We start from the raw sequence: 23,343 nt of genomic DNA on the forward strand, positions 1-23,343 counted from the left end.
GCAGCTGACCTAGGGGGTCTCTTGTTGTTGAGCGGCTTTAGCTTGCTGCTGCTTAACGAGCGCTTGCTCGATAGGTCCTAGCAGGGCTTCAATGTCTTTGGCTTGCCAACTGCTGCGGCTGACGGCGCTTGAGTTTGCCGCTGTAAGAGTTTGTCGGTAGCTGACAATATCAACAAATGCCTGATCGATATCAGCTTTTCGTAGATCGGAAGCATACGAGCGAAAGCCGCGAAGTTCGTCAAGGTCGCGCGCTAAGTCGGTGATCAGCATTTGCTCAACATCGGCAAGCTGCGCTTGATCCAATGCTTGCTTCATGGCGAGTTTGTGGCGAATGTCTTTCAGCAGGGTTTGGACTTGGCTGGTGCCAACACCAGAGACCAGACTATCTACGGCGATGCGGCTCGCCCCAACAAAACAAACAAAGGCCAGAGCCATCCCGGCGATGACACCAGTAAATGTAATTTTCATGTAAATTCCAACAAGTTAGTTGATGGCGATAAGTTTAGTGAATGGACTGGGGCGGGGCCATAAAAAAACGAGGTCATTCGACCTCGTTTTTTGGCATCTTTGCGATTTGCGGACCGGCAAATTACAGAGCTTCGATGTTCTCAGCTTGTGGACCTTTTTGGCCTTGGGTCACTGTGAACTGTACTTTCTGGCCTTCGGCTAGGGTTTTGAAACCGGTGCCTTTAATGGCGCTGAAGTGAGCGAATACGTCTGGGCCGCCTTCTTGTTCAATAAAGCCAAAGCCTTTTGATTCATTGAACCACTTGACGGTGCCGGTTTTGATTTCTGACATGGGATGTCCTTTAAACTCTTCGATAAAAATTGGTGCCTCGCGGCGTGGTGCTGAAATATTGCTCTTGGTACTTATTTTCAATTTACGAAGGGCGCAAGGTCCATCAAAAGGTACGCCAACGGTCCATCGCAGTTTGGTGCATAAATATCAGGCAGACAATCAAGCATATCCGATTATAAGAGGCTAGCGGGGCGCGTCAATGTGTATTTGCCGTTATCAAGCCATAAATAATCGTTAATCTGTTGCTTTAGCGATGACTTTTGGCGATCTCGTCCTTAGACTAGCCCTTGGTTTTAACAGCATTTTTATCATGAACACTGATCTCCCAGTGGCCCAAATAGCTGATCAAGTGGGCCAAGCCATTGCCGCCGAACGTGATGTCATCCTGACTGCTCCAACTGGATCAGGTAAGTCGACATTGCTACCACTATTGTTGCTTCAACAAGCTGAATTTAAAAATAAAAAGATAATTATGCTGGAGCCAAGACGGCTCGCAGCCAGTTCGGTGGCTCAGTATATGGCGGCGCAGCTGGGGGAATCGGTTGGGCAACAGGTTGGCTACCATATTCGGCAACAAAAAAAGCAATCAGCGCAAACTCGGCTGATGGTCGTGACCGAAGGGATTTTGACTCGACTATTACAGCATGATCCTGAGTTGGCTGATTATGATTTAGTCATTTTTGACGAATGCCATGAGCGAAATCTCAATGCTGATTTGGCATTTGCCTTGTGCCTCGACGCCCAGCAAGGGCTGCGTGACGACCTCCGTTTGATGATGATGTCGGCCACATTGGACGTTGACGCCTTTCAGCGTTGTCTGCCAGCGGCCGCATTGATTGGCTGTGACGGTCGGCAATTCCCCGTTCATCTTCATTATCGTATGCGCGACAGCCACATGCCTTGGTTGCCACAGTGTTTTGCTTTGCTCAAACAAGCGCTCAATGAACAAAGCGAGGGTGATGTACTGGTGTTTGTCCCAGGCCTGCGGGAAATTAAGCAATTGCTTGCATGGGCCGCTGAGGAGCCCGAATTGCACGCCAGCTTTGACTGGCTGCCGTTGTATGGTGATTTATCCCACGCCGAGCAACAGCGGATCTTTCAGCCCGGTGAGCAGCGGCGGGTGATTGTCGCGACCAATATTGCTGAAACCTCGATCACCTTGCCGCGGGTTAAAACCGTGGTCGATAGCGGATTTGAGCGCGCCATGCGTTTTGTGAGCAGTGCCAATGCTGGCCGTTTGCAAACTCGGCAGATTAGTCGGGCATCGGCTAAGCAGCGTGCTGGTCGGGCAGGCCGTGTTGCCGAGGGGCATTGCTACCGTCTGTGGTCAGAACAACAGCAGCAAAGCTTTGAGCCAGCGATCGTGCCTGAAGTGACCTATGCTGAACTGACTCAACTAGCACTAGAGTTGGCCCAGTGGGGGATCACTGAGTTAGACCAGCTGACCTGGCTGACACCGCCTAATGGCGGCCTTTGGCAGCATGGCAAGCAACAGTTGCAATGGCTCGGTGCGATTGATCGTCAGGGCAATATCAACAATCACGGCCGCGCGATGCTGCAACTTGGGCTGTCGCCACGGCTTGCTCACTTACTGGTGCTGGGGGCGGAGCAAGGCGATTCATTACTTGCTGCGGCTTGTTATGGTGCGGCATTACTCGAACAGCGGGCGAATCGCTCGGTGGAGTTTTTGGCCCGATTGGATAGTGCGATTAAGCAGTCGTCCCGAGCCGTTGATCAGCAGGCTCGGCAATGGTTCAAGCGAGCCGGTGGTCGCCAGTGGCCCAGCCAGCTTTCGACCGCCGGTTTCGATGCTTTGTTACTTCGAGCCTTTCCTGATCGGGTGGCAAAACAACGTCACAATAACAGCTACAGCACTAGTGATGGCATTGGTGTGCAACTTGCGACTGACGATCCGTTGCAGCGCGCTAAGTGGTTGTTGGTGTTGCAGCATCAACTCAGCGAGCATCATGCTGATAGTTGGATCCGAGCGGCCATTGAAATTTCTCCCCAGCTGATCCAGCAGCATTTGAGCGACTTTATTATCGAGCAGGACGTGGTTGACTGGGATGATGACAAAGCCCGAGTGATTGGTCGTCGAGAACAAAAGTTAGGCCGCTTGGTGTTAACCAGCAGCCCGCTGAGCGATATGGCCAGCGATCAAATAGGGGCGGCGTTGTGCCAGTGGGTGAGACGCAAAGGATTAGCTGTGTTGAATTGGTCGACGCCTGCCAGCAATCTCATTCAGCGCATTCAATTGGCCAAACAGTGGCAAGTTGCTGGTAGTGATGATTGGCCAGACTTCACCACTGACGGCTTACTCAATACCCTTGAGCTGTGGTTGTTGCCTTACTTGCCTGGTGTTCGCAGCCACAAGGAACTGCAGCAATTAGATTTACTACAGCTGCTGCGCGCATATTTGGGGTTTCAAGCATCTCAGCAGCTTGATCAAACGTTACCGACGTCATTCACCACGCCACTCGGGCGGCAGGTCGCGATTGCTTATGACGATAACGGTGGGGCGAAAGTCGCTGTGCCAATGCAAGAAATGTATGGCTTCAATCAGCAAGTGCTATTGGCGGAAGGTCGCTGCCAATTGGCATTTGAGCTGTTGTCACCGGCGAAACGTCCAGTGCAATTAACCCAGAATCTGCCGCAGTTTTGGCAAGGTTCATACAAGGAAGTGCAAAAAGAAATGAAAGGTCGTTATCCGAAACACCTGTGGCCTGATGATCCAGCCAATACAGCACCAACGAGGAAGACCAAGCGACATTTGCAATAGCCGCTAATCGCTGGGGTGGATTGTTGCATTCACTGCAACTATCCATCCTAAAACGCGCTATTTTTCACCCGTCAACGGCTCTCTACCATGAACATCTTCAAATCATTAATGAAGTTAGGGAGTTTGAAATGACAACAATTAATGGCTTCAACATGCCGGATCACAATTGGCATCCGCATCGTTGTGGGTACTCAATGGCGGGGAGGTTGATGTGATGTCGCTTAACTTTGCCGCGATACAATTGCTCGCTGATTTAGATGAGGCAGGCAGCATTGATGAGTTAGCCGCTAATCGAGGTATTAGCCGAACCGCTGCATTTGCCGAGTTAAAGGAGTTAGATCTGACGGCTCCAGCGGTCTGGCTACGTGTCGATTCACCCGTGCAGCATGTTGAGTTAACGGCGATGGCTCGGCGTTATCTAGCGCAATTACAACAGCCACTGGTCAATGCCCAGCAAATGAACTTGTCGAAACTGATCGGTTAGGACACTGATCGGTTAGAACAATGCGAGCGCCATCGCAGGTATCAGGTCAGCAAATGATCGATTGCTTTGGGCAGCTCGCTCTCTAAATATTGCAGTAACAGGCGAACGCGCTCTGGCATGTATCGTCGTGATGGGTAAAGCGCGTAGAGCGGCGCTTTCATTTTATAGCGACCATTAAACAGCTCCACTAATTCGCCGTTTTCTAATGGCTCTTTGACATGAATATCCGATAGCCGAGCAACGCCGGCGCCACTTTTGGTCAGGGCCAACATGCCTTGAGGTGAGTCGGTAATCACACTCGGGGTTAATTCCACGCAGTATTCGTTGTCCGCATCCTTGAAGTACCACTTGGGCTCTTCGCCGTGAACAAGCTCGCGAAATACGATGTCGTGTTCGGCCAGATCATGGGGGGTGTTCGGCGTGCCTGCCTGTGCCAGATAATCTGGGCTGGCATAGTAACCGCCAGGAATGTCGCAGATCTTTTTAGCAATTAAACTGGAATCTTCCAATGCGCCCGCTTGAAACAGCAAATCGAAGCGCTTGTCATCGCCCAAAGGGGCATTATCGTCGCGCGACAGCAGTTCAAGGGAAATGTTGGGAAAGTCTTTGCGGAACTGGGTGACCCAGCGGGCGAAGACGTGAAATAGCAGGCTCGGCGCATAGATCGTGATTCGGCCCGACGCTGTGGCTTGTTCTGTTGCCACCTCATTTTGAATACGGGCAATATCATCAAGAATGGTTTTTGCGCGCTGATAAAAGACTTCACCTTGCTGAGTAAGGTGAAGCGCCCGAGTCGTTCGATTTAGCAGGCGAACTTTGAGGCTGTCTTCGAGTTCTTTAACCCGCCGACTGACCGTGCTTTTGGGCATGTCGCAATAGTCGCCCGCCTTGGTAAAGCTACCTAGCTCGGCCACTACAACAAACAGCTCCATGTCTTCTAACTTCATGTTCCCACGCTCTTTTTACTTATCCATAAGCTACTATAGTACGCCTTGATTAAGAGTGATCGGCAAATAACTGATCAAGCTGGAGCCATTCATTAGCTGCTCTGTCCGATACTTTTGGGGAGGTTGAGCTGGCGTCTGCTTGAGCGCCATGGTGATGTTCTGCTGCCGTTGGCCAAGTCCCATTCACTGTTTGTTGCGTTAGCGATTGCTGCTGAACGCTCAATTGCTCATCATCCAGCTGGATATCAGTAGCATGGGCTAAATAAGTGATCAGGCCGGTGGCCACAAAGATTGTTTTGCAGGTATTTATCCAGTTCATCGCGGGGTATTTTTTATTGTGTAGTGATGTGTCTACTCTACTGCTCGATGAGTTGTTTGAATGCTGGGAAAACTACCAGTCCGATACCCAAAAAATACTGAAAATAAACAAGCCGGCAGAAGCCGGCCCGTGTTGTTGTTAGTTGTTTTATTCCACGTTGATGTTGAGCTGTGGACCACTTATTGAGTCAACTCAAGTTCCAGCTCCATGATCTGACCCGTTTCCAGCATCGGCAGTACGTTGGCGGTGCGCTCCAGCAATTGCTCACAAGCCGAGCCATTTGGGTGTGCCACTGCATACTCGTAATAGGCCCGATGTGCTGGTTGTTGCAGCTCGCTCCAATTGATTTCGCCAGGTGCAGCAACAGTCTCACCATTGGCAAAAGCAGACAATTTAGCGATTTCGACAAACTTGTCTTTTTCAATGTTGGTGCCACAAAACTCATTCATGTAGATGGCTTTGCCGGCCGTATTAATCATGTATTGCTCGGTCTCGGTATGCTCGCTGGCGGTTGCCGTAGCGAATGAGCTGATACTAGGGGCTGTTGAGCTTCACTGTATATTTTTGCAGCACTTTATGGGTGATTTAGGCAAGAAAGCGATTGCGAAGTTGACTGGCCGTCAATAAGTCATCGCTGACGCCGAATAAATTGCCCATAAATGCTGCCCAAAGGGTTTGCCAAAACACTCATTTCGCTGCGTCGCTCGCTATTTGTATAGATCCCTATACGGCATAGCTCGCTCCTTGCTCAAAAGAGTGTTTTGGACGAACAAAATTTATACCGTGAAGCTCAACAGCCCCTCGCAATAATTGACAGCAAAGCGATGCGAGAGCGGTTTGTGGTTGGCTTAGTCATGGTGTTCTCCAAATAATTGAGTGTGTTGGTCACTGATGAGGCAAGTTTAGGCGCAAATTCGATGATGAAAAATGGCGGTTGCTGAGACGAACTGTGCCACTTATTGCAACAATGACTTTCGGTTGTGGTCGCGACGGTTGGTGGCTAAGTCGCCAATAAAAAGCCCCCAGTCACGTCATGACGGAGGGCTTCTCGTGGTTGAGCTGTGGGCCTTTACCAGCCTGGAACTTCAGCCAGCATGGCATCGACATATTGATCAATGGTGTCCATCCGCTCTTGTTGGGTCGGCGATGACTTCAATTTTTTGGCGCCAATACCGCGCCAAACGACCATGTTGTTCTCTGGGCTAACGAAATCAATGAGCAGCTGGCCTTCGGTAAATTGACGTACCTGAATGTCGCTGCCAACACCATAGCCCCAAGCATGGCGGTGATGGCCGCGATAAAGACCGCGGTGGTGATTAAACCCTGTGTTATAGCTTGTGACTCGAGTTTTATCCTCGCTGGTGACGTAATAAGACACCAGAATATCGGCTTGATCGGCTGGCACTTCAGTCATGCCGCGGTTGCTCAAGTGCGTTCTGAGCGACTCATTGATGCGTTGCTCCGTCAGACTTTCTCCCGGCTGGCCGGCATAGGTGTCGTTGTTAATCGGCACCATTGAAAAGGTGCTCAGGTGCGCAAAGTTGTAGCCATTAGCATAATCTGCTTCGACTTTAGGACTGCTAGCGCAACCCGATAAAACCAATGCAGCTGCAGCCATTATTATTCCGCCAAGAGAGTTTCGCTTTTTCATGATTGTCGCCTCCACTGAACTCTGTAATAAAGATGGCCGCGGGTGCTTCGCCGCCACTTGATGTATTCAACGAGGCAAATGATAGGGTACAAGTTAGCGATGAAAAATCAGCGAAAATGAAATGGGTTGTTTCATTAAATGAGACAAACCTCGGATGGGCGGTTTTACTTGGCCTCGAACCCGTCTGGCAGCAGTGCGCCAGCCTGACAGGCGGCTTCTACTTCTGCAGTGGTGCCTAGTTTTTGCGGAACTGTTGGCGCCATGCGCTGCTCAATCAGATGAAATTCCAGCTCAATGGCATTGTCATCACCTTCAATCACGATCATCATAAGTGCTCCGATAGTTGTTTAATTTGATTATTACTACGTCAATAGACCGAGTTTTGTTTAAAAAATATTCAGTCATGACGCTCAATTCAGGAGCTACGTTGTTGCTATTTTCACGGACTGACACCGCCTTATGAGCTGGCGTGAGCGGATCATTGGTCAGGACTCTTGGTGGCGGGTGATTGGCAAAGTCGCCTTTAGTCTTGCGGTGTTGCTGGCCGGCTACCTGATTTACCTCGACAGTAAATTGCAACAAGCATTTGCCGAGCTCTACCAGCCCCATGTGCTGACCGTACAAGCGCGCCCGCTGGTGATTCAGTCCGGCATTCGCCTTTCGGCAACCGAACTGGTTGCTGAATTAAAAGCGCTGGGGTACCAACAAGCCAACCAAATCAAACAGTTAAAGCAAGACCTTCACTCCAAGCTGTTGGTTCATCATCGCGATGCGATTCATTTTACCGCCACCGATCACCAGCAGGGGGTCATTACCGTTGGTTTTGAGCAAGACCGCATTACCAAGCTACAGGCCGCAGGCTCCCCGTTAGACAAACTGACTTTAGCGCCGGTGACGCTGGATAAAATCTGGGCGGGAACGCGAGAAGATCGGATTTGGATCGATTTACAGCAAGTGCCGGAGCAGCTTATTGAGTTACTGCTGTTAGTTGAGGACCGCGGCTTTTACCAACACTGGGGAGTTAATCCGATTGCCATTGCCAGAGCCATGGTGGCGAATTTGCAGGCTGGCCATACGGTACAGGGAGGCAGCACCTTAACCCAGCAACTGGCTAAGAACCTTTTGCTGACACGCCAGCGCAGCCTGATCAGAAAACTCAATGAAGCATTCCTAGCGCTACTGATGGAGTGGCGTTACGACAAAGATGTCATTCTCGAAGCTTATATCAATGAAATATACATGGGGCAGCACGGTGCAACGGCGATCCATGGTTTTGCCACAGCCAGCCAGTTTTACTTCAACAAGCCGCTGCATCAGCTGAATTTAGAACAACAAGTTGCGTTAGTCGCGATGGTCAAAGGACCAAGCCTGTATAACCCGTGGCGGCGCCCAGAAAAGCTTGCCGAGCGGCGTGATCTAATTTTACGAATGTTGCTCGAGCGGGAGCAACTCGACACCGACTTATACCAACGCATTAGTGCCCGACCGGTGGCCGTTGTGGCGAAACAAAAGCTGCAGTTAAAACAGCGGCCAGCGGTGGTTCGAGCCGTGCGAAAAGAGCTGCAGCAGCGCATTTCATCTCGTCATGCTGGTGAGTTGATGGCGGTGGCGACGACCATTGATCCGCTATCGCAGGCTGCTATGGAGCAAACTGCGGTGAGTGTGATCGAAGAATTAGAAGATCGTCATCAATTGCAGCAACTGCAGGTTGCCATGATTGCGGTCGACAGCGTTAGTGGGGCGGTCCGAGCAATGATTAGTGACCGTCGGCCAGATTACCCCGGCTACGATCGGGTGACCGAAGCGCAGCGACCGATTGGCTCGTTGTTGAAACCTGTGATTTTACTTGCTGGGCTTGAGTTTAAATCGGACATGAGTTTGGCGTCGAAGCTCAACGATAGGCCCGTGTCGATGCGCAGCTCGGAGGGCAAACGCTGGCAGCCGCAGAACTTTGACAAACAGTATCGCGGCAGTGTGGTGGCGATTGATGCGTTGGCGAAATCCTTGAATGTGCCTTTCGTCAACTTGGGGATGTCGGTAGGTCTGGAGCCGATCGCTAAGTTATTGGCAGGCCTCACCGGAGCGCCCGCGCCGCATTTATATCCGTCAGATTTATTGGGCAGTGTGTCCATGTCGCCATGGCAAGTAGCGCAGCTATACAGTTCTTTGGTCAACTATGGCTCCTATCAGCCACTTTATTTAGTTGCGGGGGTCTCTTTAGATCGTTCGGGTAATCAACATATTCGGCCGCCTGGCAGCTATCAGGCGCTTGATTCATCCAATGCTTATCAAGTGATGTTTGCCATGCAGCAGGTCGTCAAAGCGGGCACCGCAAAGCAGTTGCAAAGTGCTTTTGGTGACGCTGAGCTGGCGGCCAAAACCGGCACCTCGAACGATTATCGGGATGCGTGGTTCGTTGGGGTTGATGGTCGCGAAATTGTCGTGGTGTGGGTTGGCCGCGATGACAATCAGCCGATCAAACTGACCGGTAGTCAGGCGGCCATGCAATTCTACAGTCGCTATTTGGCGAAGCGAAAAGCACTGCCATTACAGCTGATCCCGCCGACTGATGTGGCATTAATGGCGGTTGATAGCGACGGCCAGATTTTTTCGGGCGAATGCCAAAAACAGCGTGTACTGCCAATCGATCAGCGCAAAGATCTTGCGATTCAACCTTGTGTCAAAAAAGAGACACCAAAAGATGATAGTGTCAGACCTTGGTGGAAAAGGATTTTTGGTTAAAATACAACGAGCAAAAATTGGCGTGACAAACATTTGTCACCTACTTTTGTATGGAATGACCTGACAACTAAAAACTGGTCGTCATTTTTTAGGCTAGAGCTTCTGTGCTAGGAGCATAATAAGTAATACACACTTACGAGGACTTTTTGGATGAACGCGAAAAGATTGATATCACTAATCGCCTTCGCGGCAGTGATGCTAAGCGGTTGTGCCACTAACCGTGATAACCCTGGAGAAAACATTGGATTTTGTACGATTGCTGGTGGCGCCCTTGGCGGTGCGGCAACCGGTGCAGGCCTAACAAGTGCAGCAGCGCCGGCTGGTGCGGTTGCTGGTGCGATTGCTGGCGCCATTCTTTGCGATCCTGAAGATGAAGATCGCGACGGAGTGCCAGATGAATTCGACAAATGCCCAGGTACCCCTGAAGGCGTTAAAGTGGATCGCGATGGCTGCCCACTAGACACTGATGGCGATGGTGTGCCGGATCACTTGGACGAGTGCCCGAACACCCCAGCAGGTATTGAAGTGAATGAAAAAGGCTGTCCGCTGATCATTGCATCGAATATTCCTGATGAATGTAAACCTTACCTATTCGTTACTGACGACAAAATGGTGAAAGCGAAACCAGTATTGTTTGCCTTTGATTCGGCTGAGATTTCTGGTGAAGGTCAGAAGATCTTGTCTTGTGTCGCTCGTGCCGCAAACGCAACCAACGTGCCGATGCTGGAAGTCGCCGGTTACACCGACTCAATCGGCTCTAAAGAGTACAACGTCCGCTTGTCACAGCGCCGTGCCGGTAATGCTCGTGCCGTTCTGGTATCAGAGGGTGTAGCTGAATCCAAGTTGGATGTGCAAGGCTATGGTATGGAAGATCCAGTGGTTGCCAACGACTCTGAAGCCAACCGTGCGAAGAACCGCCGAGTGGAAGTCTTCCCTAAAAAATAGTCATGATTGACTGAGATAAAAAACGCCTGCTTTTTGCAGGCGTTTTTGTTGCGGCCAACAGTACTAACTCTCGGGTTTTGTTCGCAGCAACCCAATTCGTTCTTGCAAACGCTGGTGGCAATCGGTTGGCAATGCCTGACAGACCCAGCAGCCTTGTAATTCAAGCCCGCCCATGGTGTCTGCGCGCGGCAGAATTTCAACGTACAAGCCGCAGCCCGGTCCAGTGTGCAGCGTCACGTTAAACGCAATGGGTTTGCCGTCGGCGGCTAGCTCGGCTCGAATGGACTTGATCGCCAGCTGCATTGCCTCTGTCAGCTGTCGCGTTTGCAACGGCGTTAAATGATGCAAATGGCTGCACGCGGTATCTTTGACAAACGCCATCATGGTGTAAGGACGGTGCATGAAGTAGGGGATCAGCAATACCACTTCGCCCAAATCCAGCAACTCGAGCGAGGTCGGGTTTTCTCGCAGCATGTAGTCGGCAAAAGTTTCCATATGGCGACCATAAAACCGCCAGTTGTTAAAGCTGCTTCGGCTCATGATGTTTGAAAACACCAATTGCTGATGGCCGTGGGTGAGCGAAGCGCCGGCCTTAGCGCCATAATTTTTAAAGATAGAAAAATAGCCACGGCTGCCTTGCTGGCAACCGGCCGTTTTGGGCATGGCATCAGCTTCGGTGAGCACTTTGAGGCTGAACTTGGCCAGTTGATCAACGGTCAGTACCAGATCGTCGATCGCCATATTGTGCCAGTCAGCATGGTGATCTGAACTGGTCCATTGGAGAAAGTGGCCGCCAAAAATATGGCCGCCGCGGATAAAAGATTGGGTGCCAAATTCGGTGTGAGCTTCTGGGTTTAAACCATGGGGCGTAACCACAGGATAAAGGTTATCGGTAATAAAACTGGCACCTTCGGATAGCGGTTGAATGTGGCAGACTGTGGTTAGCTGACCCTGACATATGGGGCAGTCTGATTGATCGTCCGATTGGGCGGCTGGTTCTGCTGCGGTGGTATGGATTCGCTTCGCGCGAGCGGCGCTGAACACGCTAATGGTGCCGTCTCTCGGGTCAATCTGATAATGGGATTCTGGTATGTTTTGGCTGCTGTTGGAGTTATCAATCAATTGCTCGATTAACTGCGATAGCTCCATACGCAGGGGTTGCGGATCGACCAGATGCTGTTTTAATTTGGCCATCGATACGAATTGTTTCATCTCGCTTGCTCTGTGAATTAACTGGCTTGTTATCAGTATAGGAGTCGAACGGGTCGTCCACTGGCGCAAGACTAGAAAAACCGATTGAGGCGATGGTGTGGCATGACCACTGTGCAATTAATCAACAAATTTGTGATCTGCCCCTGTTTCCCACTTTGATCCACCCTTGGATCATTTTTGTCAAAAAATGGATCTTGTTCAAACCTTCGCCAGCCCTTTAATTGTCACATTTATGCCATCATTTCCCACTTCTTTTTCAATACCAATTGGTTAGCTGAAAGCCGCTTTTTTATTGCCATAAAAGCCTTATCACCTCCCTTGACAGACCTTGTTTGCAATCCCTAAACTAGCTTTCGTGGGAAAAAGTGGATCAAAGTGGATCATTGTTGAATTAGTGTGTCGAATGTTACGACACAAAGGTGGATCATGTTTCGTGGGGCAAGTGCAATCAGCTTGGATAGTAAGGGACGGCTCGCTGTACCCTCGCGCTATCGCGACATGCTGATGAATCAATGTGGAGGCCGTCTGGTATGTACCATTGACGTGGCCTCGCCCTGCCTACTGTTATATCCCCTACCCGAATGGGAAGCCATTGAAGCACAATTGCGCCGTCTCTCCAGCATGAAAGAAGCCGAACGTCGTTTGCAACGACTGCTGATCGGCCATGCCAGCGATTGTGACATGGATAAAAATGGTCGCTTTCTGATCCCCGCCAAACTGCGTCAATTTGCCTCGTTGGAAAAGCAAATCACGCTGGTTGGCCAAACCAACAAATTTGAAATTTGGTCCGATGACAACTGGCAAGCCCAGGTGGACAAGGACTTGGCAGCACAGCTTGCCGATGATGAACCATTAAGCGATAACCTTCTAAACATAAGTATTTAAATGGCAGCGAGTCAGGAGCATGTCACCGTACTACTGCATGAAGCAGTGGATGCGTTGGCGATCAAAACGGATGGGATCTATGTGGACGCGACTTTTGGTCGCGGCGGCCACAGCAGAGAGATATTGTCCCGTCTCGGTCCTGATGGTCGGTTAATTGCGATTGACCGCGATCCGCAAGCTATTGCCACCGCACAGCAGATTAACGATCCACGATTCAGCATCCAGCATGGTCCCTTCTCCCACATCCACACCTATCTGGAACAGCGTGAGTTAATCGGCAAAGTTGATGGCATCTTATTTGATTTAGGGGTGTCGTCGCCGCAATTGGATCAAGCCGATCGTGGCTTTAGCTTCTTGCGAGATGGGCCACTCGACATGCGGATGGATCCCACTTCCGGTCGCAATGCCGCCGAGTGGTTGGCTGAGGCCGAAGCGGATGAGATTAGCTGGGTACTCAAAGAATTCGGCGAAGAGCGCTTTGCTTGGCGGATCGCCAAAGCGATTGTTGCCCATCGCGACGATGCGCCGCTCACGACTACCCATCAGCTGGCTGATTTGATTGCTAAGGTCAGTCCCAAGCGAGAAAAGAACAAACATCCTGCTACTCGCAGTTTTCAAGCGATTCGGATTTACATTAACTCCGAATTAGAGGAGATCCGCCAAGCCTTAGATGGGGCGCTGGACGCGTTAGCCAATACAGGGCGCTTGTCGGTGATCAGCTTCCATTCGCTTGAAGATCGGATTGTAAAGCAATTTATTCGGCATCACAGTAAGGGCACACCACCGCCGCGCGGTTTGCCGTTAACCGAAGAACAACTGAAACAGTCACTGCCACTCAAGGCGATTGGCAAAGCGATTAAACCCTCAGCCCGAGAAATTGAAATCAATAGCCGTGCGCGCAGCTCGGTGCTGAGGATCGCAGAAAAGCAGGGGGTGAAGCAATGAGTCACCCCCTGCTCGTGAAAGTCATGCTGCGAGACATCCTGCGCTACAAGTTGCGTTGGACCCTCGGTATTGCGGTATTGATCAGTGCTTTTGCCGTGGTTCAGTTGGCCTATGACAATCGTCAGCTCACCGCACAGTTAGATGAGCTGAAGCAGCAGCGCGATCACCTTGATGTTGAGTGGCGTCACCTGCGCCTTGAAGAAGGCGCCTTGGCTGAACATAGCCGCATTAGCCGCAAAGCCACCAAACAACTGGGTATGGTTAGGCCATCGCGGACTGACCAAACGCTGGTGGAGGTTCGATGAGTCGTTCCACCCACGCCAAGCGTAAGCTAAGACCCACGGTGATCCCATGGCGGTTCTATACCGTGGTGATCGCGATTGGTTTGATGTTTACCATGCTGGTGGCTCGGGCTGCGTATATTCAGGTGCTCGAACCTGACCGCCTCAAGCGTGAAGGCGATATGCGATCGCTGCGAACTAAAACTGGCGATGTTCAGCGCGGCACGATTACCGACCGTCATGGTGAAGAGTTGGCTGTCAGCGTGCCGGTCAAAGCGGTGTGGGTTGATCCGAAAGTGATTGCCGACCGTGGCGGTATTCAAAAGCGTCAGCATTGGACTGCCCTTGCTGATGCCCTCGGTATCAAAGCCGATGAGCTGATCACTAAAATCGAATCGTCACCCAATCGCCGTTTTATGTACATCAAGCGGCAAGTGACCCCAGCGCTGTCTGAATATGTCCGCAAACTCAAGTTGCCCGGTGTGTTTCTTAAAACAGAATCCCGTCGTTTCTACCCTGCGGGTGAAGTCAGTGCTCACATTGTGGGTGTCACCAACATTGATGCCAATGGTATTGAGGGCATTGAGTCGACCTTTAATGACTGGTTGATTGGTAGTCCAGAAAAGCGCCGAATTCGCAAAGATCGTTCCGGCCGCACCGTGGAAGAGTTGGGCATTATTGAAGCGCGCGAAAAACCGGGTGATATCGAGCTGGCCATTGATCAACGTATTCAAGCCCTTGCTTATCGCGAACTTAAAATCGCCACTGAGTATCACGGCGCAACGTCCGGCTCGGTGGTGGTGATTGATGTTGAAACCGGTGAAATCTTAGCGTTGGCCAATACGCCATCGTTTAATCCTAATAACCGTGCTGACCGCGACCCGTTTCGGATGCGCAATCGCGCGGTGACCGATGCCTTTGAGCCTGGCTCGACGGTGAAACCCATGGTGGTTTTGGGTGCCTTAGCCAATGGTGTGATTGATGCCGATTCGGTGATTAGCACCTCACCGGGGTGGATGCGCATTGGTGGCCGTGAAGTGCGTGACAGCAAAAACTACGGCGACATGTCGGTGCGGGCGGTATTGCAAAAATCGAGTAACGTTGGGGTCACCAAAATGGCCCTGCAATCGAGCCCAGATCAGCTGATCGAAACCTTCTTCCAATTAGGTTTTGGTGGTTTATCCGATGCCATGTTGCCTGGCGAATCCATGGGCCATTTGTCGATTCGCCGTAAATGGTCGGATTTTGAATTGGCCACTTTGTCGTTTGGCTATGGTATGACCATCACCCCGATTCAGTTGGCGCGCGCTTATGCCGTGCTGGGTGCCGGCGGGATTAAATATCCATTATCGATTTTGAAACTCAATGAGTTGCCGCAAGGGGATCGGGTGATTGAAGAGCAGCACGTCGCTAACGTGCTGGAAATGCTCGAATCAGTAACCGAAGAGGGCGGCACTGGCACCAAGGCTCGGGTACCTGGCTATCGGGTAGCAGGTAAAACGGGCACTGCGCGTAAAGCCATCGCCGGTGGTTATGGCGAAGAATATGTCGCTGATTTTGCTGGGGTAGCGCCTTTGTCTCAGCCCAAGTTAGCCATTGCGGTGGTCATTAACGAACCCGCCGGCGATAAGTATTACGGCGGTGATGTTGCCGCACCGGTATTCTCTGCGGTGATGGCCGGAGCGCTGCATTACCTCAATATTCCGCCCGATGCGGACACATCTGATTATGCGAGGGTATGGCCATGAGCAAACGCTTACGCGACATCGTCAAGCCCTGGGGAATAAGCGCGCGCGTTGCTGATGTAACGGCGCGTCATTTGGTTTTAGACAGCCGTCAAATTAGTCACGGTGATGTCTTTGTTGCTTTGCGCGGTCATCAGCGTAATGGCACCGATTTTATCAAGGCGGCGATTTGTCAGGGCGCCTGTGCAGTATTGGTTGATGGTGACAGAGTGCATGTCAGCAGCCAATGGCAAGTGCCAGTGGTGGAGCTGACTCAATTACCAGAGCAACTCGGCGAGTTGGCCGCGCGTTTTTACCAGAATAGTGCTGGCGCTCCTGTCGCCGTTGGCGTCACCGGTACCAATGGTAAAACCTCGGTGACCCACTACATGGTGCAGCTGCTGCAAGCGATGAACCGCAGCGCCGGTGTGATCGGCACGCTGGGTTATGGCGACCCTAAAGCCTTGCATGAGCTGCCAAATACTACGCCGGATGCGTTAACCGTTCACCGTCTGCTGGCGCAATTGCAGCAAGCTGGCGATAAAGCCAAGGAAAACTGGGTGTGCATGGAAGTGTCCTCTCATGGGCTAGTGCAAAACCGCGTCGGCGGTGTTGCTTTCCAGTACGCCGTATTCACCAATTTAAGCCGCGATCACCTTGATTATCACGGCAGTATGGAAGCCTACGGTGAGGCTAAATCGGCACTGTTCCGTTGGCCAACCTTGGTCAGCGCAACGATCAATGCCGATGATCAATTTGGCCGTGAATTACTGGCCGATCTGAGTGCCGATGCTATTGCCTATGGCATCGAAGATGTTGCCGCTTTGCGCCAGTATTCGAACTGGCTTGGCATTGAGCAACTAACGCCAACGGCCACTGGCTTCGATATCGAACTGGTCTCAAGCTGGGGCGAGGCCAAAGCTCATGTGCCGCTGCTTGGCCGGTTTAATTTAAGCAATGTTCTCGCCGCACTCGGTCCACTGTTGGCGGCAGGTTTGCCGTTGCCGCAACTAGCCCAAGCGTTGAGCGCATTAAAACCGGTGGCTGGCCGCATGGAAAGTTTCCAGCAAGCGGACCATCCGGTTTGTATTGTTGATTATGCCCACACTCCAGACGCGCTAGCGGTTGCCCTGCAAGCGGCGCGTTATCATTGCCAAGGAAAGTTGTGGGTGGTGTTTGGCTGCGGTGGTGACCGTGATAAAGGTAAGCGCCCTTTGATGGCCAAAGCCGCTGAACAATATGCCGATCAAGTGATTGTCACCGCTGACAATCCGCGTAGCGAAGCTCAGCAAGATATCAGTGCTGACATCATCAATGGCTTTCAGGACCCAGCAGCCGTGATGACCATTGAAGACCGCCATCAGGCGATTCAAACCGCTTTGCGAGAGGCGAACCTCGACGACCTTATCGTCATTGCCGGCAAAGGCCACGAAGACTACCAGTTGATTGCCGATCAACGTTTGAATTTTAGCGACCGCGCTGTGGTTCAGAGTCTACTGGAGGTGACATTGTGATCCCTTTGACTCTGCAAGAATTGGCGTTGGCGCTCGATGCCACCTTGGTCGGCGATGGTCAGGTCAGCATTGAAGCGGTTAGTACCGATACCCGTCAAATTGATCACAAGGCTTTGTTTGTCGCGCTGGTCGGCGATCGGTTCGACGGCCACGATTTCTTGCCTCAAGCTGAGCAAGCGGGCGCTTGTGCGTTGGTGGTCAGCCAAGCCATTACATCTGAACTCCCGCACCTGATTGTTAAAGACACCAAACTGGCACTGGGTGCGATTGCCGCATTAGTGGCGGAGCGTTGCCAAACCAAATGTGTGGCAATTACCGGTAGTGCAGGCAAAACCACGGTGAAAGAAATGACCGCGGCCATTATCGGCAAGCACCACAAAGTGCTAGCAACTGCCGGCAATTTCAATAATGAAATTGGCGTGCCGCTCACCCTGCTGCGATTAACCCATCAATATACCCATGGTGTCATTGAACTGGGTGCTAATCATCAAGGTGAAATTGCCTACACCACTAACCTAGTGAAACCCAAGGTGGCACTGATCACGAATATCGGCAGTGCTCATTTGGAAGGCTTTGGATCGGAGCAGGGCATTGCCAATGCCAAATCTGAGATCTTTCTTGGGTTACCCACTCAGGGCGTAGCGATTTTCGATTATCACAACCAATACGCCGAGCAATGGCTTGGCAAACTCAGTGATAAACAAGTTGTGACTTGGTCACGACAAGGCGCCGCCGAAGCGCAAGTGCGCGCCAGCCATATCGAGCTTGAACAAGACAGCAGCCAGTTTGTGCTGTCCATTGGCCATGAATCCATCGATATGTGTTTACCAATGGCCGGTTTGCATAACATCGACAATGCCTTGGCTGCCAGCGCCGCAGCCTATGCCATGGGCATTGGTATTGTTGAAATTGCTACCGCTTTGGAAGCCGGGGTGTTTGTCAAAGGCCGGCTCGATAGCCAAACATTGGCCGATGGCTTGACCGTTATCGACGACACCTACAACGCCAATTTAGCCTCAGTGAAAGCGGCAATCGATGTGTTAACCAATTGCCGAGACGAGCAAACCGCACTGGTCATGGGCGACATGGGCGAGCTTGGCGGCTGGGCCCGTCAGCATCACCACGATGCCGGTGCTTACGCCAAGGAAAACAACGTCAACGCGCTATTCACCTTGGGTTCATTGAGCGAAGTGGCACAGCACGGCTTTACCAGCCAAGCGGGGCACGGCGAACACTTTTATGAAATTGATGCCTTGATGGCAGCACTAACCGAGTGGCTTGGCCAGCAATCGCAACCGGTGCGAATTCTGGTCAAGGGCTCACGTGGTGCTGCGATGGAGCGAGTTATCGAGCGACTGCAGCAATGGTTGCGCAGTAAAGAGGAAATATCATGTTAGTTTGGCTAGCGGACTGGCTGACGCAGTTTTATTCAGGTTTCAACGTCTTTTCTTATCTGACGTTGCGAGTAATTGTCAGTATCCTGACCGGCTTGATGGTGGCTTTGCTGCTCGGCCCTAAGGTCATTCGTTTTTTACAAACGATGCAAATTGGCCAAACTGTTCGCGACGATGGGCCGGAATCTCACTTTAGCAAGGCCGGCACGCCGACCATGGGCGGCGTCCTTATTTTGGCGGCGATTTTGCTGGCAACATTATTGTGGGCCGATCTTAGCAACCGCTATGTTTGGGTGATGATCTTTGTCATTACCGCCTTTGGCGCCATTGGCTGGGTCGATGATTACCGCAAAGTAATCCGAAAAGATCCGAAAGGTTTGATTGCCAAGTGGAAGTACTTTTGGCAGTCAGTGGTGGCAATCGGCACCGCATTCTTCCTTTATCAAACGGCTCACCTTGAAGCCGAAACTCTGCTGGTGGTGCCGTTTTTCAAAGATGTGATGCCGCAGCTCGGCGCCATGTATTTGTTGCTGAGCTATTTCGTCATTGTTGGTACCAGTAACGCCGTGAATCTAACCGATGGCCTGGATGGCCTAGCGATTTTGCCAACGGTGATGGTTGCTGCCGCATTCGGTTTCTTTGCCTATGTCACCGGTAACGTCAATTTCTCAAGCTATCTGCACATTCCTTATATTCCAGAAACCTCCGAATTGGTGATTGTCTGCGCCGCTATCGTTGGCGCTGGGCTTGGCTTTTTATGGTTCAACACCTATCCGGCACAAGTATTTATGGGCGATGTTGGTTCACTGTCACTGGGCGCAGCGCTCGGCACATTGGCCATTCTGGTCCGACAGGAATTGGTGTTGTTCATTATGGGCGGGGTGTTTGTGATGGAAACCGTATCGGTGATCCTGCAGGTCGGCTCCTACAAACTACGTGGTCAGCGCATCTTCCGCATGGCGCCGATTCATCACCACTATGAACTCAAGGGTTGGCCCGAACCGCGGGTGATTGTCCGTTTCTGGATTATCAGCTTGATTCTGGTACTGATTGGTTTAGCCACTTTGAAAGTGCGCTAACAGGGGATACGCATTGAACTTAACGACTGACACAATCGGCATTGTAGGTATGGGGCAAACAGGTTGCTCGGTACTTCGCTGGCTGTTGGCCCAAGGCCAGCAGCCTGTGCTGTTTGATAGTCGTGCGCAATTGCCCGCTGGCGCCAGCCAATTGATGGCTGAGTTCGACGCCTCACTGCCAGCCCATCTAGGGGATTTCGATAGTGAGCTGCTAAGTCAATGCGATGTGCTGGTGGTCAGTCCCGGCATTGCTGTATCGACTCCGGCGATTGCTAAAGCCGCGCAGTCAGGAACAGAAATTATCGGTGACGTTGAATTGTTCTGCCGCGCTGATAATCGCCCTCGAATCGCCATTACCGGCTCCAATGGCAAGTCCACGGTCACTACGTTAGTGGCGCAGATGCTCAATGCCGCTGGCGTGAAGGCCGCAGCGATTGGCAATATCGGCGTGCCGGTATTGGATGAAATCGGCAGCGATGCGCAAGTGGTGGTGATGGAATTATCCAGCTTCCAACTGGAAACTACCCATTCACTCAATGCCGATGTTGCTTGCTGCCTGAATGTGACTGCCGATCATCTCGATCGCTACGATAGTTTCGACCATTACGCCGCCACTAAAAACCGCATCTATGACAATGCCAAACTGGCGATCTGGAATCGTCAGGACGGCCAAACCAAACCGGCTAGTCAGCCGCAGCGCCAGACTAGTTTTGGTCTTGATGTCAGTACCGATCCTGAGCAGTGGACATTGCGAGACCGCCAGCTGTGTTTGGGCTCGCAGCCATTGATGAGCGTCGATGATATGGCGATGCTCGGCTCCCACAACCAAGCTAATGCCCTAGCAGCGTTAGCCTGTGTGGTCGATTTTGTTGATGATTTGGCGCCCTGTCTAACTGTCCTCAAATCGTTCGGTGGTTTGCCTCATCGTTGTGAAACCGTGTATGACCAAAACGGCGTGGTGTGGGTGAATGACTCGAAAGCCACCAACGAAGGCGCCACATTGGCTGCCCTCCAAGGGTTGGCTGGCAGCTACCAAGGCAAATTGATTTTGCTGGCCGGTGGCGATGGCAAGGGCTCAGATTTTTGCAGTTTGTGCGGCGTCCTCAATCAGCAGGTTGATGAGCTGATTTGCTTTGGCAAGGACGCGGTGAAACTGGCCAATAAGCGTCATCAGGCTCGCCTGGTCAATGATTTAGAAGAAGCGGTACGACTGGCTAGCGACATTAGCTGTTATGGCGATTTGGTGTTGTTGTCACCGGCGTGCGCCAGTCTCGATCAGTTTCCCAATTACATGGTTCGCGGTGAACAATTTGCCCAACTGGCCAAGGAGGTGTCGCAATGATGGCGGCTCTAACTCAGTGGCGCAGTAATTGGGCATGGCCCGCCTGGGCGCAATTGCTGAATCGGCGCACCGATAATCGCCCGACAGCGCCCAGCTTGTACGATGGCACCTTGATCACTTGTGCCCTTGCGCTGATGGCGACCGGCTTGGTGATGGTGATGTCAGCGTCGATTCCTGAAGCGCAAAAAAGCTTTGGTAATCCGTATCATTTTGCCATTCGTCACGCGGTATTTTTGTGTATTGCACTGGCCGTTGCCGGAGCGATTTTGCATGTGCCCATGTATCGCTGGCAGCAGGGTAATTCGTTATTGCTGCTGATTGCGTTTGTGTTGCTGATCGCGGTGTTGATCATCGGTAAAAAGGTCAACGGCAGTACCCGTTGGCTCGCACTTGGGCCCATTAACATTCAAGTGGCAGAGCTGGCTAAGTTGTTCTTTTTCTCCTATTTGGCCGGTTACCTGGTGCGCCGCCACGATGAAGTCAGAGAAAACGTCAAAGGCTTTTTGAAGCCCTTGGTGGTGTTTTTCTTCCTTGCATGCCTACTCATTATGCAGCCCGATCTCGGTACTGTGGTGGTGATGTTGGTAACGACCATGGGCATGTTGTTTCTAGCTGGCGCTAAATTATGGCAGTTCGCTGCGCTGGTGATGACCGGCGTCGGCGCAGTGGTGCTACTGATTTTATTTTCACCTTACCGACTGCGGCGAGTGACCAGTTTCTGGGATCCATGGGCCGATCCATTCGGCAGTGGCTATCAGCTGACCCAATCCTTGATGGCGTTTGGTCGCGGCAGCTGGACCGGCGAAGGCTTGGGCAACAGCATTCAGAAATTGTCATATTTGCCAGAAGCCCATACCGACTTTGTGATTGCCATCTTAGCCGAGGAATTGGGCTTTGTTGGTGTCGTTGGGGTTGTTTTGCTGTTGGCCGTGATTGTTTTTCGCGGTCTGTTGATTGGCCGTCAAGCGCTGGATAACGAACGTTACTTTGAAGGCTTTTTAGCCAGCGGTATCGGCATCTGGTTGTGTTTCCAAGGTGTGGTGAACATTGGTGCTAGCGCTGGCCTGCTGCCTACCAAAGGGTTGACGCTGCCACTGGTGAGTTACGGCGGCAGCTCGATGGTGATCTTGAGTATTGCCATCGCCGTGTTGATCCGCATCGATCATGAAATGCGAATGGCCAATATTCAGGCTGTTGGGGGGCGTAGAAAATGACCACGTTAACCCAACGCGCGTTGATTATGGCTGGCGGTACTGGCGGACATGTATTCCCCGGTTTGGCGGTGGCGGAGCAATTAGCAGGGCAAGGCTGGCAGATTGAATGGCTTGGCACTGCTGAGCGAATGGAAGCGGATTTGGTGCCTCGCTACGGTTATCCGATCCATTTCATTGATATCAAGGGTGTGCGCGGCAATGGTTTGTTGCGCAAGCTGGCGGCGCCATTCAAGTTGCTAAAAGCAGTGTGGCAAGCGCGAGCTGTATTGAAAAAATTTCAGCCACAAGTCGTCATTGGCATGGGCGGTTATGCCAGTGGCCCTGGCGCATTGGCAGCGAAGCTCGCCGGTATTCCTGTGGTGTTGCATGAACAAAACGCGGTAGCGGGATTAACCAACCGTTATGTTGCAAAATTTGCCGATCAGGTACTCATGGCGTTTGCCGGCGCGTTCGACAAGGGCGACGTGGTCGGCAATCCGGTTCGAGCCAGTTTAATGGCGCTACCCTTACCGATGCTTGTCGAGCAACGGCCGCTGCGATTGCTGGTGGTGGGCGGCAGTCTTGGTGCCAAGGTTCTTAACGACAGGGTGCCAGAAGCGTTAGCCTTGCTGGTTGATACATGCAAAATCGAGGTGTGGCACCAAGCAGGCAAGGGCAACGGTGAAGCGACTAAGGCGAGCTATCAGCATTTTGGGATTGAACCGCACCACGCCGATGATTTTATTCACAACATTGATGAAGCGTATCAGTGGTGTGATTTGGTAGTATGTCGCGCTGGCGCGCTGACCGTGTCGGAATTAGCGGCCGTCGGCCGAGCATCGATTCTGGTGCCTTTGCCCCATGCGGTTGACGATCATCAAACCAAGAATGCCCAAGTTTTAGTGCAAGCCGGTGCGGGGATATTGATGCCGCAGAGCGAATTGTCGCCGGCTGCGTTAGCCCAACATATTGAACAACTGGCCAAGCAGCCTGAACGGTTGCTGGATATGGCCAATGCGGCTCGTAGCGTTGCAATCAACGACGCAGCAGAGCGCATGGCATCGTTATGCCAACAAGTAGTAAGAGGAACACTGTGAATTTAGAGCCA

At 51.7% G+C, this 23,343-nt stretch carries 22 protein-coding genes; 14 read left to right on the forward strand and 8 right to left on the reverse strand.

Going from position 1 to position 23,343, the window contains the following annotated elements; genetic code table 11:
- Positions 1-9: 9 nt before the first annotated feature.
- The gene (locus IC617_RS10915) at positions 10-468 is read right to left on the reverse strand and encodes a hypothetical protein (RefSeq protein ID WP_191145025.1); all 459 of its coding nucleotides are present in this window, start codon (positions 466-468) and stop codon (positions 10-12) included.
- Positions 469-589: 121 nt separating this feature from the next.
- The gene (locus IC617_RS10920; RefSeq protein ID WP_087505494.1) at positions 590-799 is read right to left on the reverse strand and encodes a cold-shock protein; all 210 of its coding nucleotides are present in this window, start codon (positions 797-799) and stop codon (positions 590-592) included.
- Positions 800-1,109: 310 nt separating this feature from the next.
- Here IC617_RS10920 and hrpB point away from each other — a divergent pair, with 310 nt between their 5' ends.
- The gene (hrpB, locus tag IC617_RS10925; RefSeq protein ID WP_191145026.1) at positions 1,110-3,578 is read left to right on the forward strand and encodes an ATP-dependent helicase HrpB; all 2,469 of its coding nucleotides are present in this window, start codon (positions 1,110-1,112) and stop codon (positions 3,576-3,578) included.
- Positions 3,579-3,744: 166 nt separating this feature from the next.
- Positions 3,745-4,062 carry a hypothetical protein gene (locus tag IC617_RS10930; RefSeq protein WP_191145027.1) on the forward strand — a complete coding sequence of 106 codons (318 nt, stop codon included), beginning with the start codon at positions 3,745-3,747 and terminating at the stop codon, positions 4,060-4,062.
- A gap of 41 nt (positions 4,063-4,103) precedes the next feature.
- On the opposite strand, the gene IC617_RS10935 is transcribed toward IC617_RS10930, so the two are convergent.
- The 5 genes from IC617_RS10935 to IC617_RS10955 form a co-directional block, all read right to left on the reverse strand.
- On the reverse strand, positions 4,104-5,009 hold the full coding sequence (locus IC617_RS10935; RefSeq protein ID WP_191145028.1) for a LysR family transcriptional regulator: 906 nt from the start codon (positions 5,007-5,009) through the stop codon (positions 4,104-4,106).
- Positions 5,010-5,058: 49 nt separating this feature from the next.
- Positions 5,059-5,328 (reverse strand): hypothetical protein, encoded by a 270-nt coding sequence (locus tag IC617_RS10940; protein WP_191145029.1) that lies wholly within the window; start codon positions 5,326-5,328, stop codon positions 5,059-5,061.
- A gap of 179 nt (positions 5,329-5,507) precedes the next feature.
- Positions 5,508-5,807 (reverse strand): hypothetical protein, encoded by a 300-nt coding sequence (locus tag IC617_RS10945; RefSeq protein ID WP_191145030.1) that lies wholly within the window; start codon positions 5,805-5,807, stop codon positions 5,508-5,510.
- A 590-nt stretch (positions 5,808-6,397) separates the two neighbouring features.
- Positions 6,398-6,946, reverse strand: coding sequence for a DUF4136 domain-containing protein (locus IC617_RS10950; RefSeq protein WP_191145031.1), 549 nt, complete (start codon positions 6,944-6,946; stop codon positions 6,398-6,400).
- Between the two features lie 197 nt (positions 6,947-7,143).
- Positions 7,144-7,308 (reverse strand): hypothetical protein, encoded by a 165-nt coding sequence (locus IC617_RS10955; RefSeq protein WP_191145032.1) that lies wholly within the window; start codon positions 7,306-7,308, stop codon positions 7,144-7,146.
- Between the two features lie 130 nt (positions 7,309-7,438).
- On the opposite strand from IC617_RS10955, the gene mrcB reads away from it, so the two are divergent.
- Both mrcB and IC617_RS10965 read left to right on the forward strand, forming a co-directional pair.
- The gene (gene mrcB / locus IC617_RS10960; protein WP_191145033.1) at positions 7,439-9,721 is read left to right on the forward strand and encodes a penicillin-binding protein 1B; all 2,283 of its coding nucleotides are present in this window, start codon (positions 7,439-7,441) and stop codon (positions 9,719-9,721) included.
- Between the two features lie 150 nt (positions 9,722-9,871).
- Complete coding sequence (locus tag IC617_RS10965) at positions 9,872-10,666, forward strand: OmpA family protein (RefSeq protein ID WP_191145034.1); 795 nt, start codon at positions 9,872-9,874, stop codon at positions 10,664-10,666.
- A 63-nt stretch (positions 10,667-10,729) separates the two neighbouring features.
- Here the strand turns inward: IC617_RS10965 and IC617_RS10970 are convergent, their stop codons facing one another.
- Entirely contained in the window at positions 10,730-11,878 is a 1,149-nt protein-coding gene (locus tag IC617_RS10970) for an HIT family protein (RefSeq protein ID WP_191145035.1), read from the reverse strand.
- Positions 11,879-12,304: 426 nt separating this feature from the next.
- Between IC617_RS10970 and mraZ the strand changes: the two genes are divergently transcribed.
- The 10 genes from mraZ to murG are packed head-to-tail and all read left to right on the forward strand — an operon-like array spanning position 12,305 to position 23,332.
- The gene (mraZ, locus tag IC617_RS10975; RefSeq protein WP_087505484.1) at positions 12,305-12,763 is read left to right on the forward strand and encodes a division/cell wall cluster transcriptional repressor MraZ; all 459 of its coding nucleotides are present in this window, start codon (positions 12,305-12,307) and stop codon (positions 12,761-12,763) included.
- On the forward strand, positions 12,764-13,708 hold the full coding sequence (rsmH, locus tag IC617_RS10980; protein ID WP_191145036.1) for a 16S rRNA (cytosine(1402)-N(4))-methyltransferase RsmH: 945 nt from the start codon (positions 12,764-12,766) through the stop codon (positions 13,706-13,708).
- A complete protein-coding gene (gene ftsL, locus IC617_RS10985) occupies positions 13,705-14,013 on the forward strand; it encodes a cell division protein FtsL (protein WP_191145037.1) in 309 nt (102 codons plus the stop codon). Before rsmH ends, ftsL begins: the two co-directional genes overlap by 4 nt.
- Entirely contained in the window at positions 14,010-15,737 is a 1,728-nt protein-coding gene (locus tag IC617_RS10990; RefSeq protein WP_191145038.1) for a penicillin-binding transpeptidase domain-containing protein, read from the forward strand. The genes ftsL and IC617_RS10990 overlap by 4 nt, the downstream gene beginning before the upstream one ends.
- Complete coding sequence (murE, locus tag IC617_RS10995) at positions 15,734-17,227, forward strand: UDP-N-acetylmuramoyl-L-alanyl-D-glutamate--2,6-diaminopimelate ligase (RefSeq protein ID WP_191145039.1); 1,494 nt, start codon at positions 15,734-15,736, stop codon at positions 17,225-17,227. Before IC617_RS10990 ends, murE begins: the two co-directional genes overlap by 4 nt.
- Positions 17,224-18,624, forward strand: a complete 1,401-nt coding sequence (locus IC617_RS11000) for a UDP-N-acetylmuramoyl-tripeptide--D-alanyl-D-alanine ligase (RefSeq protein ID WP_191145040.1) — start codon at positions 17,224-17,226, stop codon at positions 18,622-18,624. The genes murE and IC617_RS11000 overlap by 4 nt, the downstream gene beginning before the upstream one ends.
- Positions 18,618-19,700, forward strand: coding sequence for a phospho-N-acetylmuramoyl-pentapeptide-transferase (gene mraY / locus IC617_RS11005; RefSeq protein WP_191145041.1), 1,083 nt, complete (start codon positions 18,618-18,620; stop codon positions 19,698-19,700). The genes IC617_RS11000 and mraY overlap by 7 nt, the downstream gene beginning before the upstream one ends.
- Before the next feature lie 13 nt (positions 19,701-19,713).
- Positions 19,714-21,042 (forward strand): UDP-N-acetylmuramoyl-L-alanine--D-glutamate ligase, encoded by a 1,329-nt coding sequence (gene murD / locus IC617_RS11010; RefSeq protein ID WP_224745943.1) that lies wholly within the window; start codon positions 19,714-19,716, stop codon positions 21,040-21,042.
- Positions 21,042-22,256: a cell division protein FtsW gene (gene ftsW, locus IC617_RS11015; protein WP_191145102.1), complete on the forward strand. Its 1,215-nt coding sequence runs from the start codon at positions 21,042-21,044 to the stop codon at positions 22,254-22,256. Before murD ends, ftsW begins: the two co-directional genes overlap by 1 nt.
- Entirely contained in the window at positions 22,253-23,332 is a 1,080-nt protein-coding gene (murG, locus tag IC617_RS11020) for an undecaprenyldiphospho-muramoylpentapeptide beta-N-acetylglucosaminyltransferase (RefSeq protein ID WP_191145042.1), read from the forward strand. The genes ftsW and murG overlap by 4 nt, the downstream gene beginning before the upstream one ends.
- The last annotated feature ends 11 nt before the right edge of the window (positions 23,333-23,343 follow it).

Source organism: Neiella litorisoli, assembly GCF_014773395.1.
Taxonomy (GTDB): Bacteria; Pseudomonadota; Gammaproteobacteria; order Enterobacterales; family Neiellaceae; genus Neiella; species Neiella litorisoli.

What these genes read in the sequence shown, in the direction of transcription:
- hrpB (WP_191145026.1), top strand. Translation starts at nt 1,110, where the DNA reads ATGAACACTGATCTCCCAGTGGCCCAAATAGCTGATCAAGTGGGCCAA.
- IC617_RS10965 (WP_191145034.1), top strand. Translation starts at nt 9,872, where the DNA reads ATGAACGCGAAAAGATTGATATCACTAATCGCCTTCGCGGCAGTGATG.
- mrcB (WP_191145033.1), top strand. Translation starts at nt 7,439, where the DNA reads ATGAGCTGGCGTGAGCGGATCATTGGTCAGGACTCTTGGTGGCGGGTG.
- mraZ (WP_087505484.1), top strand. Translation starts at nt 12,305, where the DNA reads ATGTTTCGTGGGGCAAGTGCAATCAGCTTGGATAGTAAGGGACGGCTC.
- rsmH (WP_191145036.1), top strand. Translation starts at nt 12,764, where the DNA reads ATGGCAGCGAGTCAGGAGCATGTCACCGTACTACTGCATGAAGCAGTG.
- murG (WP_191145042.1), top strand. Translation starts at nt 22,253, where the DNA reads ATGACCACGTTAACCCAACGCGCGTTGATTATGGCTGGCGGTACTGGC.
- IC617_RS10920 (WP_087505494.1), bottom strand. Translation starts at nt 799, where the DNA reads ATGTCAGAAATCAAAACCGGCACCGTCAAGTGGTTCAATGAATCAAAA.
- mraY (WP_191145041.1), top strand. Translation starts at nt 18,618, where the DNA reads ATGTTAGTTTGGCTAGCGGACTGGCTGACGCAGTTTTATTCAGGTTTC.
- IC617_RS10945 (WP_191145030.1), bottom strand. Translation starts at nt 5,807, where the DNA reads ATGATTAATACGGCCGGCAAAGCCATCTACATGAATGAGTTTTGTGGC.
- murE (WP_191145039.1), top strand. Translation starts at nt 15,734, where the DNA reads ATGAGCAAACGCTTACGCGACATCGTCAAGCCCTGGGGAATAAGCGCG.
- IC617_RS10970 (WP_191145035.1), bottom strand. Translation starts at nt 11,878, where the DNA reads ATGAAACAATTCGTATCGATGGCCAAATTAAAACAGCATCTGGTCGAT.
- IC617_RS10955 (WP_191145032.1), bottom strand. Translation starts at nt 7,308, where the DNA reads ATGATGATCGTGATTGAAGGTGATGACAATGCCATTGAGCTGGAATTT.
- IC617_RS10950 (WP_191145031.1), bottom strand. Translation starts at nt 6,946, where the DNA reads ATGGCTGCAGCTGCATTGGTTTTATCGGGTTGCGCTAGCAGTCCTAAA.
- IC617_RS10990 (WP_191145038.1), top strand. Translation starts at nt 14,010, where the DNA reads ATGAGTCGTTCCACCCACGCCAAGCGTAAGCTAAGACCCACGGTGATC.
- ftsW (WP_191145102.1), top strand. Translation starts at nt 21,042, where the DNA reads ATGGCGGCTCTAACTCAGTGGCGCAGTAATTGGGCATGGCCCGCCTGG.
- IC617_RS10915 (WP_191145025.1), bottom strand. Translation starts at nt 468, where the DNA reads ATGAAAATTACATTTACTGGTGTCATCGCCGGGATGGCTCTGGCCTTT.
- ftsL (WP_191145037.1), top strand. Translation starts at nt 13,705, where the DNA reads ATGAGTCACCCCCTGCTCGTGAAAGTCATGCTGCGAGACATCCTGCGC.
- IC617_RS10940 (WP_191145029.1), bottom strand. Translation starts at nt 5,328, where the DNA reads ATGAACTGGATAAATACCTGCAAAACAATCTTTGTGGCCACCGGCCTG.
- IC617_RS10935 (WP_191145028.1), bottom strand. Translation starts at nt 5,009, where the DNA reads ATGAAGTTAGAAGACATGGAGCTGTTTGTTGTAGTGGCCGAGCTAGGT.